This is a genomic window from Trichococcus sp., from assembly GCF_055118575.1.
On record NZ_JBSQPW010000007.1, the window covers coordinates 1 to 12,172 of the forward strand.

The 12,172-nt window shown below is 42.8% G+C and carries 11 protein-coding genes; all 11 read left to right on the forward strand.

Annotated features, from left to right (window positions below):
- The first annotated feature begins 97 nt into the window (after positions 1 to 97).
- The 11 genes from ACTCCX_RS02900 (at position 98) to ACTCCX_RS02950 (ending at position 12,168) form a co-directional block, all read left to right on the forward strand.
- Positions 98 to 604 carry a CPBP family intramembrane glutamic endopeptidase gene (locus tag ACTCCX_RS02900; protein ID WP_463274649.1) on the forward strand — a complete coding sequence of 169 codons (507 nt, stop codon included), beginning with the start codon at positions 98 to 100 and terminating at the stop codon, positions 602 to 604.
- Positions 605 to 716: 112 nt separating this feature from the next.
- Complete coding sequence (locus ACTCCX_RS02905) at positions 717 to 1,529, forward strand: hypothetical protein (protein ID WP_463274650.1); 813 nt, start codon at positions 717 to 719, stop codon at positions 1,527 to 1,529.
- Positions 1,530 to 1,712: 183 nt separating this feature from the next.
- On the forward strand, positions 1,713 to 3,041 hold the full coding sequence (locus ACTCCX_RS02910) for an MATE family efflux transporter (RefSeq protein WP_463274651.1): 1,329 nt from the start codon (positions 1,713 to 1,715) through the stop codon (positions 3,039 to 3,041).
- Between the two features lie 406 nt (positions 3,042 to 3,447).
- Positions 3,448 to 5,718, forward strand: a complete 2,271-nt coding sequence (gene pflB / locus ACTCCX_RS02915) for a formate C-acetyltransferase (RefSeq protein ID WP_463274652.1) — start codon at positions 3,448 to 3,450, stop codon at positions 5,716 to 5,718.
- Positions 5,719 to 6,136: 418 nt separating this feature from the next.
- Complete coding sequence (locus ACTCCX_RS02920) at positions 6,137 to 6,595, forward strand: nuclear transport factor 2 family protein (RefSeq protein WP_463274653.1); 459 nt, start codon at positions 6,137 to 6,139, stop codon at positions 6,593 to 6,595.
- A gap of 4 nt (positions 6,596 to 6,599) precedes the next feature.
- Positions 6,600 to 7,562: an SDR family NAD(P)-dependent oxidoreductase gene (locus ACTCCX_RS02925; RefSeq protein WP_463274654.1), complete on the forward strand. Its 963-nt coding sequence runs from the start codon at positions 6,600 to 6,602 to the stop codon at positions 7,560 to 7,562.
- The gene (locus ACTCCX_RS02930; protein WP_463274655.1) at positions 7,555 to 9,159 is read left to right on the forward strand and encodes a phytoene desaturase family protein; all 1,605 of its coding nucleotides are present in this window, start codon (positions 7,555 to 7,557) and stop codon (positions 9,157 to 9,159) included. The genes ACTCCX_RS02925 and ACTCCX_RS02930 overlap by 8 nt, the downstream gene beginning before the upstream one ends.
- Before the next feature lie 128 nt (positions 9,160 to 9,287).
- On the forward strand, positions 9,288 to 10,364 hold the full coding sequence (gene rsgA / locus ACTCCX_RS02935) for a ribosome small subunit-dependent GTPase A (protein ID WP_463274656.1): 1,077 nt from the start codon (positions 9,288 to 9,290) through the stop codon (positions 10,362 to 10,364).
- A gap of 19 nt (positions 10,365 to 10,383) precedes the next feature.
- Positions 10,384 to 10,704 (forward strand): DsrE/DsrF/TusD sulfur relay family protein, encoded by a 321-nt coding sequence (locus tag ACTCCX_RS02940; RefSeq protein WP_068621030.1) that lies wholly within the window; start codon positions 10,384 to 10,386, stop codon positions 10,702 to 10,704.
- A gap of 173 nt (positions 10,705 to 10,877) precedes the next feature.
- Positions 10,878 to 11,951: a Fic family protein gene (locus tag ACTCCX_RS02945; protein WP_463274657.1), complete on the forward strand. Its 1,074-nt coding sequence runs from the start codon at positions 10,878 to 10,880 to the stop codon at positions 11,949 to 11,951.
- A 49-nt stretch (positions 11,952 to 12,000) separates the two neighbouring features.
- Complete coding sequence (locus ACTCCX_RS02950; protein ID WP_463274658.1) at positions 12,001 to 12,168, forward strand: hypothetical protein; 168 nt, start codon at positions 12,001 to 12,003, stop codon at positions 12,166 to 12,168.
- The last annotated feature ends 4 nt before the right edge of the window (positions 12,169 to 12,172 follow it).

The following is a 12,172-nucleotide window of genomic DNA, read 5'->3' on the forward strand; positions in this document are numbered from 1 at the left end:
CGCATTTTTTTGACTTTCATCCAATGGATGAGCTCCCCTAGAATTGAACCTCTAATGAAGCCGTAAGCTAAAAATAGGGATTTATTCAGCAGGCATTATGTACCTATATGGACCGTCGAATGAGGAATTTGGTTGGCGTGGATATGCGCTCGATAAACTGTTGGTAAAGTATGGTTTTCTGAAAGGCTCACTGGTCCTCGGTTTTATATGGGGGATTTGGCACGTCCCGTGGCTCTTTTATTCTACCCAGTGGCAGAGCCAAGCTTTTGCGGTATCGCCGCTTTGGTTTGTTGCATTCATCCTGCAATGTATGGTGTCGAGCTTGGTTATTTCAATCGGACATATCCTTTCCGGACGCAATTATTTCACTGCGGCAACCTTGCATGGTATCGGCAATGCCTCGCTGGGATTGGTATACACCGTAGTCTCGTTATCCGGAAGCAACCTTGCTCAGCTGGTCATCATTTTGCTAGGCTCGCTGATCGTTATAGTGATACTCGGCGTTTTCGGTAAGCGATTTAATGCGAGGGTAAATCAAGAAATCCAGAAAATAATTTTAAACAAAGAAAAATTTGGCATGACCGAAGTGTACAGAGATCAGTAGAGTATTTTTGGAAATGACGCATGCAAGGGAACTTTTCTTCCATAATGAAGGTATCAAGCTCTGTGAACCAAAGTAAGAGTGTCATCAGTTGATAAATAAGTGAGGTGTGGGAATGGTCGGAAAAGCCAAATATATAGTCAGGATTCTCCTTATCGGAGTGAGCGCAACCTTTTCAAGGATTGTTGGACAGCTTTTGATTCCGCCGGGAGAACAATCTGTTTTGTCCCCAAGTATATTTGTTATGAATGGGACATTGCCTTTAGTTTTTTCAGTATATGGTGTATTGGCTTATTCAGTTATAACAGCATTGTTTTTGCTGGTATATAATCGGCTGACGGGGAATAAGTTAGTGCAAGGTCTCGAATACGGGATTGCCTGTAGTCTGATTTGGGTCGCATATCTGCTCGAGCCTTTGCCGCATGGCGTGCCTCTGGACAGAATCACCTACCCCCTTGCGGATGCTTTTTCGCTATTGGTTATGGGTGCTTTGGCAGGAATCATGCTTGGGAGAAAAGAAGCAAAAAATGACAGCAAAGAAGCGGTAAAGAGCAGCCTTCCGGCGATTGCTGCCATTACCGTGTTGTTCATTATCGGGCGGCTGATCCAGTATTACGTAGTGGGTATTTATTCGTCATTTGCAGAAAAACCAGTCGAAACTATCGCTTGGTGCGTGGTGGCGGGACTTGCCATTGCCTGTGTATTGGATTGGTTCAACAAACAGGTTCAGCAGAGCAGCAGGACCGCAAATGCGTTGATGGTCGGAGGGGTGTTGTTTGGCCTGAATCTTGTTCTGTTCAACTTCTTCGTGCCCCTCGTGCTTGATGTTGGCTTGCCTGATTTGTTGATAAGGACAGGTGTGGACATTGCTGCCGTTACGATTGGCTGCTTGTTTTTTGAGAAAAATTTGAGGTTGAGGACAAGTTAAGTTGGAAATAAGCGGGGGGCATTGACAAGCAGTCTCCGAAAAATTATAATCAAGTGATATTAACCAAATAGATAATCCTCTTTTTGCCACCGGGCAGAGAGTTCAAGGTGTTCAGAAACATTCCGTAGGTCTTTGAAGGAATGTTATCGGGGCACCTTTTTTATTGTGGAAGGAGACTGCAACATGGAAAAAACATTACTGAGGGACTTTTCAAAGTACGTCAGCCTGAATATCTTGGGGATGATTGGCGTGTCCTTCTATATTTTGGCTGACACGTTCTACATAGCGAAAGCATTGGGGGCCAATGGGATTGCCGCACTGAATTTTGCCATTCCGGCATTCAGTATCGTCCACGGCATCGGCTTGATGATCGGCATCGGCGGAGCGACCCGCTATAGCATATTGAACTCCCAGAATAAAAATGAAGAGGCGGAAGGCGTGTTTTCCGGATCGCTTAAGTTAGGCAGCATGATAGGACTGGTGTTTATCTTATTCGGTCTGTTTGGATCACGAACGCTGTCTTCGGCCTTGGGAGCTGATGCGGACACGTTGCCTTTGACACAAGCATACATGGCCACGATTTTGACTTTTGCGCCGTTTTTCATCCTGAATAACACGGTGCTTGCTTTCGTCCGCAACGACAACAATCCCCGACTTGCCATGACGGCGATGATGGTCGGCAGTTTTTCGAATGTGATCCTGGATTATATTTTTCTGTTCCCGCTTGGGATGGGTATGTTCGGAGCCGCCTTTGCGACAAGCCTTTCGCCGATCATCAGTTTGGGCATCCTCGCCACGCACTTCGTATCGAAAAGGCGGAGCCCGGTGTTCCTGAAGCACAAAATGACCCGTCCGGCGATTAGGGATATTTTCACTCTGGGATCTGCAACGTTCATCATGGAAGTGTCATCAGCGGTCGTGTTGACGACATTTAATCTGTTGATTGTTGGGCTCGAGGGGAACAGAGGCGTTGCCGCTTATGGCATTGTCGCGAACCTTGCCTTTGTGGCTGTTGCGATTTTTACCGGCCTGGGGCAAGGCGTACAACCGCTCATCAGCAAATACTACGGGATGAAGAAGTGGAAATTGGTAAAAAAAGTGAAAAGCTATGCTTTGATGACGGCTGTCCTGATAGCCGCACTGATTTATGTGGGCACCTTTGCGTATTCGGACATACTGATCAGCCTCTTCAACAATGAGAATGATCCTGCAATCGCGCAATTGGCGGGTGAAGGCATGAAAATCTATTTCCTGGGCTTTTTCTTTGTCGGCATAAACATCGTGACGGCAATGTTCCTGAGCGCTACCGAAAAGGCACGCGCTGCCTTCGTTATCTCGATCTTGAGGGGGCTGGCTGTCATCGTTCCGCTTGCAATCTTGTTCAGCAAGCTCTGGCAGATGACCGGCATCTGGTCGGCGTTTGTGCTTTCCGAGCTGATTGTCGCCGGATTTGCACTCTATTTAGCGACTGCAACCGAAAAGAGCACTCTTGCTTATGAGAAACGTGACTGATGGATGAAAGCACTTTTACAGAGATTATTCGAGAAAAAACTCCTTGAACAGTTTAGTTCGAGGAGTTTTTAGGTATTCAGAATAATTCGCAAAAGTAAGGGAATCAATAAGCTGGATGCAAGTCCGGAAGAAACGTTTGGTAGGCACTCGATGGAAAAGACGGAAATGTGCATTTGTTCTCGTTTGCATCAGGGAAATCCTGACAAAATAAATAGGTGTCAGGTGAAAACGCCGCCAGTTATATAACAAGTGATACAGAATGGGGGTGTAACTGAAACAGATAAAACCTGTTATGACGGCTTTTGCATCTTTTTTTCGAAAAAATTAGTATAACTGTTACAAATGCATTCGTGATAGTGTATAATGTGAATATAAAAACAAACTTCTATATTGGAGGAATTAACTTATGAGTAATGCATGGCGTGGCTTTAAAGGTTCTAAATGGCAAGAAGGTATTGATGTTCAAGAATTCATCAAAGATAACTACACAGAATATGTTGGCGATGACAGTTTCCTGGAAGGACCTACAGAAGCGACAAATGAGTTATGGCAAGAGATCATAGAACTTAAAAAACAAGAAATCGCTAATGGCGGGGTTTTGGATGCAGACACTTCTGTTGTCAGTACAATAACTTCTCATCCGGCTGGATATATCAACAAAGATCTGGAAAAAATCGTTGGTTTGCAAACAGAAAAACCATTGAAACGCGGCTTGAACGTTTACGGTGGTATCCGTATGGCAGAAACAGCATTAAAATCTTACGGTTACGAGCTTGATCCAGAATTGGATGAGTTTTATACAGAACACCGTAAAACACATAACCAAGGCGTTTTTGATGCTTACGATGACGACATTCGTATGGCCAGACGCAACAAGATCGTTACAGGATTGCCTGATGCTTACGGTCGCGGCCGTATCATTCCAGACTTCAGACGTATCGCATTGTACGGTGTTGATTACTTGAAGAAACAGAAACTGAACGACTGGAACGCATTGCAAGCAAAAACGTATACTGAAGAAGACATTCGTTTGCGTGAAGAAGTTTCAACGCAATATCGTGCATTAGGCAAACTGATTGAATTAGGCAAAATTTATGGCTTCGATATCAGCAGACCGGCAGAAACTGCACAAGAAGCAGTGCAATGGGTTTACCTGGGATTCTTGGCTATGGTTAAAGAAGACAATGGTGCTGCACAAGGTTTAGGACGTATTGCAGAATTCCTGGATATCTATATCGAGCGTGATCTCCAAGAAGGTACTTTGACTGAAAAAGAAGCGCAAGAATTGATTGACCACTTGGTAATGAAAGTGCGTATCGTTCGTCAACTAAGAACACCGGAATACGAAGCTTTATTTGCAGGAGATCCAACATGGGCAACATTGACATTTGCAGGTATGCTTGATGACAACAATTCATTAGTGACAAAAAATACATTCAGATTCTTGCAAACACTCTATAATATGGGTAACGCACCAGAACCTAACATGACTTTGATGTGGAATGAAAAACTTCCTAAAGGATTCAAGGATTTCTGTGCAAAAGTAAGTATTGATACAAGTGCTATCCAATATGAAAATGACGATGTTATGCGTCACTATTATGGAAGCAATGACGTTTCAATCGCTTGCTGCGTAAGTCCGACAGCAGGAGATACAGGTAGTTCTATCCAATTCTTCGGTGCCAGAGCATCCCTTCCTAAAATCCTGACTTATGCCGTTACAGGTGGTTACGATGAGAAAAACAGAAGTAAAGTTATCGATGGCCTAGAACCGATTACAGATGAATACTTGGACTATGACACACTGATGGAAAAAATCGATGCTGTTATGGATTGGGTAGCGACAACTTATGTTAGAGCATTGAATATCATCCACTACATGCACGATAAATATGCATACGAAGCTGTTCAATTTGGATTGCTGGATACAAAACTGCACAGAATGATGGCTACAGGTATTGCAGGTATCGGATTGGCAACTGACTCAATGAGTGCTGTTAAATATTCTAAAGTCCGTGTCGTTCGTGACGAAGAGGGCTTCCCGATCGACTATGTCGTTGAAGGAGAACAATTCCCAACATTCGGTAACAATGAAAAAGAAGCTGATGAAATTGCTGACATGCTGATCAAGAAATTTGTCGGCAAGTTGAAAGCTCAACCTACTTACCGTAATGCTGAAATTACAACTTCTATTTTGACGATTACTTCAAATATCGTTTACGGAAAAGCGACAGGCGCTCTATTCAGTGGACAAGATGCGAAGTACAAAGGCTATAGAGAAGCATTCACTCCATTGTCTCCAGGAGCTAACCCAAGTTACAGCAGCCCTTACAAAGGTGCCCTTGCTGCATTGAAATCAGTTAGTACGATTGATTTCGAAGACGTTAAAGATGGTTCTTCCTATACATGGGCAGTTCATCCTAAAGCATTAGGAAAAGAGCGTGACGTTCAAATAGAGAACTTATCGATGCTATTGGACGGATACTTTGGAAAAGATGGCGGACACCACTTGAACGTTAACGTATTCTCCAAAGAAGGACTGGAAGAAATGTTGCGAAATCCGGAGAACTATCCACAAGCTACCATCCGTGTATCTGGTTATGCGTTGGAGTTAGCAAAAGCAACGAAAGAACAAATTTCCGACTTGCTGGAACGCGTTATCCACGGTTCATTCTAAATTAAATAATAAACAGAGACTGTCTTTGCGGTAAGGTAATTAACTTTAGCAACCTGACATCTGTAAAAAAGCGAGGATGCATTCAATTATGCATTCTTGTTTTTTTTTGACTACAGGCTGGGCTAAATTGTTGAACATCTATCAGATATTAGACAATTGCGGTCCGACAAGATGTCAAATTCTAGAATGTTTTTCGACATTCGATAAACTCGCTTCAATCTGGTGTAAAATGATCGGATCTACTTCACTTATTCGACAATTATGGCCACCACACTCATCAGTTCTTCTGAATTTTGATCGCCACTTCCTCTGTGGACTGTCAAATCCAGAAAACCTTCACCACTAGGGATGCCGGCAACAATATGCTAAAATAATAGCAAATAAGTAAATTCATAATATGCAGAAAGAGACGATGTATATGAAAGAATTTAAAATAGAAAAAGAGTTCAAACTCACACTGGAACTTGTAAAAGAACTTTGGTCAAAAACCTATAATACCGATGGAAAGCCTGATTGGTCACACATCTTACCTTATTATGACGAAAACATTTATTTTAAAGATACAATACAGGAGATCAGAGGTATTGTTGAATTCAAGGAAATGACGGATAGACTGACAGAACGCTCAAAAGATTTGAATATGAAATTGGTTAAAGTTGTGCAACAGGGGAATGATATATTCATCGAATGGGAGATGACAATCAGCTACAAGAAATATCCTAGTTCCATCCTATATGGACTTTCAAGATTAACCATAAATGAACATGGTAAAATTATTGAGCAACGAGATTATTATGATCTGTGGGGAGATATATTTGATAACATTCCGTCATTTGGTAAAAGATACAGAAAATTCATGAAGAAAAAATTTGGGTGACAACATGGAAAATAAGGGGATAAAGTTCGGGAAATATTTTAAAGAGTATCGTTTGTCCAATGTGCTCGCAATGATAAAAAATAACTCTAAGAGCCCGTTGATCTGTTCGGATGATTGCAAGGGCAAGCTGGTTGTCATAACGGGCGCTACTTCTGGAATTGGCTATGCCGCTGCCAGAAAGTTTGCCTCAAAGGGTGCTGATTTGATTTGCATCAACAGAAACAAAGAGCGATCAGAAGCTTTGAAACATGAAATTGAGAGCGTGTACAAAGTAAGGTGTGATTATATTCTGGCTGATTTCAGCAGCATGGAGGATACACACCAAGCTGCTCATAGTTTGCTGGAAATTGAAAGACCCATTGATATCATCATTCATAATGCTGGCATTTATCTTACAAAGCGACAAATCACTTCAACTGGAATCGAGAAAGTCTTTATGGTCAACTACCTTTCATCTTTTATCATGAACTATATCTTAAAAGATAAACTGAAATCCCAGGGGAAATGTCGGATTATATTGGTAAACTCAGAAGGGCACCGCTTTGCGGCTTGGGGGATGCGCTTTGATGATCTGGATTGGTCAAAAAGACGTTATTCCGGTTTGAAAAGTTACGGTACGGCCAAACTCGCAGAACTCTTAGCGATGTTGAATTTTGACGAGTATTTCCGAGGATCGGGCGTAACCATTAACGCCATGCATCCTGGAGCTGTAAAAACAGCTACGGGGCAGGACAATGGTCCATTATACAAGTGGTTCAAAAAGAATGTATTGGACAAAACGTTAAACCCTGTTTCGGTTGCTACAGAAGCCATCTACTATTTAGGGGTTTCTGGAAATCTGGTAACATGCAGTGGTAAATTTTTCAATCTGACAACTCTTGAAGAACCTGCTCCACCAGCTCTGGATGTTGAAAATGCAAGGGTTCTTTGGGAAATAAGTTCGAAAATGGGGAATTTGAATGAATGATGCGGAAAAAAAAAGATATGATGCCATCATTGTAGGTGGAGGACTTGCCGGGCTTACATCTGCGGTATTTCTTTCTCAAGCAGGCAAGAAAATTTTGCTTATCGAAAAAAACGCCGAATTCGGTGGACTGGTAAATTCATTTGAAAGGGACGGTTTCGTTTTTGATGCTGGAGCCAGAGCCATATTAGGAGTCGTTTTAGCTATGCTGAAAGACCTGAATCTTGATATTGAGGTCGTCTCAAGCAAGGTTTCTCTTGGCGTAGAGGATAAAATCATCGGCATTGAAGGCTCGAATTCTGTTGGCGAATACAGAGATTTGTTGGTGAGCCTCTATCCTGATAGCGTAGGGGATATCGACAAATTCATAGAAGTCATGATCAGAATAATGAAACAGATCGATATCATCTATGGCATTGATAATCCATTATTTAAAGATATCAAGAGAGATAAGGAGTACGTAATAAAAGAACTTTTGCCATGGTTACCGAAGTTTATGTTTGCGATGAGCAGGATTGAAAGGCTTTCCAAACCTAGTGATGAATATCTCAAAGAACTTATTAAAGATCCGTCACTTATAGATATCATTTCACAACATTTTTTTAAAGGCACACCGACATTTTTTGCATTGAGCTATTTCACCTTGTACAGTAGCTATGTGTATCCGAAAGGTGGGACAGGCAAGCTTGCCGAAGCATTGGTGGAAAAAATCCAAGCATTGAATGGTGACATACTCCCGAATACGTTTGTAAAAAAAATCCATGCCGACCAACAGGTGATTGTCGATGAAAACAACAACGAATACTATTATGAAGACCTTGTTTGGGCTGCAGACCTAAAAACTTTTTACACTATCACTGATTTGGGTAACCAGGCTCCGAAAATAAGGGAAAAGTTTGAAACAACAAAAGCATTGATGGCAAAAGGCAGGCCCAGTGAATCTGTCTTCTCGCTCTATTTGGAAGTTGATTTGCCGGTGTCTTATTTTAAGGACTCCTTCAATGGGCATCTGTTTTACACACCATCCAGAAAAGGGTTGGGCAACATCAATAAGAGTGAGCTTAAGGGAATGCTGGGAAAATGGGGAGAGACGGATAAAGGAGAAGTTCTTTCCTGGCTGGATCGTTTCCTGGAATACAACACTTATGAAATAGCGATCCCGGCTATGAGAGATTCTGATTTGGCCCCGGAAGGCAAAACGGGTTTAATAATCAGCCTGCTTATGGAGGCGGAATTGTTCGATAAAGTCGAAGAATCGGGCTGGTATGAGGAGTTCAGAAGGGAAATTGAAAATAAAATAATCAGCGTGCTTTCTGAAAGTTTATGTCCCGAGTTAAAAGATAAAGTGGAGAAGCAATTTTCCTTTACACCTTTAAGTGTTGAAAAACGAGTCGGGAGTGCTGGTGGGGCAATCGTGGGCTGGTCTTTTGAAGCCCCGATCCCGGTTGTCTATAAAATGCAGCAAGTGAACAAATCAGTGCTTACGCCGATTCCGAATATTTATCAAGTAGGGCAATGGGCTTATAATCCAGCCGGAACACCTACATGCATTATCACAGGTAAATTAGCCGCAGACAGGATAATAAAAAAACACAAGTAATATACTGAGGGTCAGTCCCTGTATTCATTGTTGAAGGTGGAATGGATGATATGTCTTCAAAGGGTGTACACTAGTATCAAAGATTAAATCAAGTAGATTAAATTTACTGAATATGAGGTAAAGGGATCATGACTGATAAATTAACAAATTTAGGCTTCACGGACAGGTTCGCGCAGGAGGCGACCCTTTATCCGGACCTGCATCCGGCAAGAGTCATCGCGCAGTACAAGGAATTGTACCGTGTTGCGACTGCAGAATTGGAGCTGCTGGCCGAAATATCCGGAAAAATGCGCCATGCGGCAGTCGAAATGTCGGACTACCCGGCAGTCGGCGATTTTGTGATGATCGACCGGAATGAGGGCAGCCAGGACCATGCCATTATCCACCACACGTTGACCAGGAAAAGCGTCTTTATCCGAAAAGCAGCCGGAAAAGCGCATGACGTCCAGGTTATTGCGGCGAACATCGATATTGTCTTCATTTGCATGTCGCTCAACAATGATTTCAATCTGAGAAGGCTGGAACGCTACCTTGCAATCGCATGGGACAGCGGGGCGACGCCGGTGATTGTGCTGACGAAAGCCGATCTGTGCGGAGATATCCCGGAAAAACTGCGTGAAATCGAGACGATCGCCTTCGGGGTCGATGTGCTGGTCACGTCGAGCCTGAGCGAGGACGGATATATGGCCGTCCAGAAATACTTGACTCCGGGCCAGACCGTTGTTTTCATCGGCTCATCCGGTGTCGGCAAATCGACCTTGATCAACCGGATCCTTGGTGAGGATTTGAATGAGACGCGGGAAATCAGAAGGGACGATAAGGGACGGCATGCGACCACAAACCGGGAACTGTTCCTCATTCCGACTGGCGGGTGCATCATCGATACGCCGGGCATGCGCGAACTCGGTTTGGAGAGCGCGAACCTGGCGAAGACGTTTGCCGACATCGATGAATTGGCGTCACAGTGCAAATTCAAGGATTGCAAACACCAAAACGAGCCGGGCTGCATGGTCAGAAAGGCGATCGAGGAGGGCGCTCTGACCGAAGAGCGGTTGCAGAGCTACCTGAAACTCAAGAAGGAAGCCAAGTACGAGGGCCTGAATTCCAGACAAATCGAAAAAGAGAAGATCAACACGATGTTTTCCGATTTCGGCGGCATCAAGAATGCCCGAAATTATGCCAAATCAAAGAACAAAGACAAATAAGAAAATTGGAGGAATAACAATGAAATTAGGGATCATCATCGAAACAAAGGAATACGAAAAATCGTGGAACGCCATGCGGTTCGCAGTGACAGCGAAGAAGACCGGCCATGAAGTGAAAGTCTTCCTGATGGGCGAAGCCGTCGAAATCGAAAACATGACCCATGAAAAATATGACGTAGCCGCACAAGTGCAGGCTTTTGCCGAACTGGACGGCGAAATACTGGCTTGCGGCACGTGCCTGAAATCACGCAACATGGAAGGTTCGGACGTCTGCCCGATCAGCACCATGATAGATTGCGTCCAGATGGTCGAGTGGGCGGATAAAGTTGTTACTTTCTGAACAATCACTGAAATTAAAGAGCTTCTGCATATTTTGTAACCATAAATATGTAGAAGCTCTTTGCCTTCAATACAAATTCAACTTTATATTCTACCTGTTTCACTTCACTTCTACATAATTTCTACGTATAATTATGTAGAAGCATAAGCTTTTACGTAGAAAGGAAACCAATCATGCGAAAATTTGACTATTCAATAATCCCGGAAGAATTGATGAATCATGAAATTATGAATCTGATTTCTGCGCTTCACGAGTATAAAGGAAAACAAGAGTTATTTATCGAGGCAAAGTCGGATGTTTTAGTGTCTATGCTAGAAATAGCAAAAATCCAAAGCACCGGAGCATCCAATAGAATCGAGGGTATCTATACATCCGATGAGCGTTTGGATGCCTTGGTAAAGGAAAAAGTAGAGCCGCGTAACCGATCAGAGAGAGAAATTGCTGGTTATCGTGAAGTACTGGGGCTGATTCATGAAAGCTACGATTATATAGTTCCACGTTCTAACGTTATCCTACAGATGCACAGAGACCTTTACCATTATAGTCCAATGTCTCACGGTGGTAATTTCAAAGGGTCGGATAATGTTATTACTGAAACAGATGCTAGCGGACAAAAAAAGGTTCGCTTTCAGCCCATGTCAGCATTTGAAACTCCAGCTGGAATAGACCGACTCACGGATACGTTCATTAAAGCAATCAACACTGAAAAATATGATCCCTTGCTGCTGATTCCAATGTTCATCTTGGATTTTCTTTGCATTCACCCATTCAGCGATGGCAACGGCCGAATGAGCCGTCTATTGACATTGTTGCTCTTATACAGATCCGGATATATTGTGGGGAAGTATATCAGTATTGAGATGATAATCGAAAAAACAAAGGAAACGTACTATGAGGTTTTACAAGACAGCTCGACTGATTGGTATGAAGAAAAGAACAATTACTTCCCGTTCGTTAAGTATTACCTCGAGGTTACTTTAAGTGCGTCAAAAGAATTTTCGGCTCGTGTGGAGTTGATGCAAAATCGTAGCCTATCCAAACCGGAACGTATCCGTTCGTTGTTTGATAATACGCTGCAGAAGCTTTCAAAGCGTATGATTTTAGAAAAATGTCCCGATATCAGCAAATCGACTGTAGAAATAACCTTGGCTTCACTGCTGAAGGAAGGGTATATCATCAAGACGGGCGCTGGTAAAAACACTGCTTATATTCGTAATATAGAATATCAAAATAATGAAAAAGGATAGCAGCGTTTGAAGTGTTGGTCAAATCGATAAAATGAAAGGAAAAATAGGAATGGCGAACATTCGTGAATTTGATTATGACAGTGATGATGAGTTTTACTATATCGCAGGCTATACTCCCGGCGGAGCTCCTTACGGCATCACATGGGAACAAGCAGCGGAAGATGGACTTTTGGATTCTGAGGAAACGATTGAACCTGATCAGGACTTTCCTTTCTAAGACA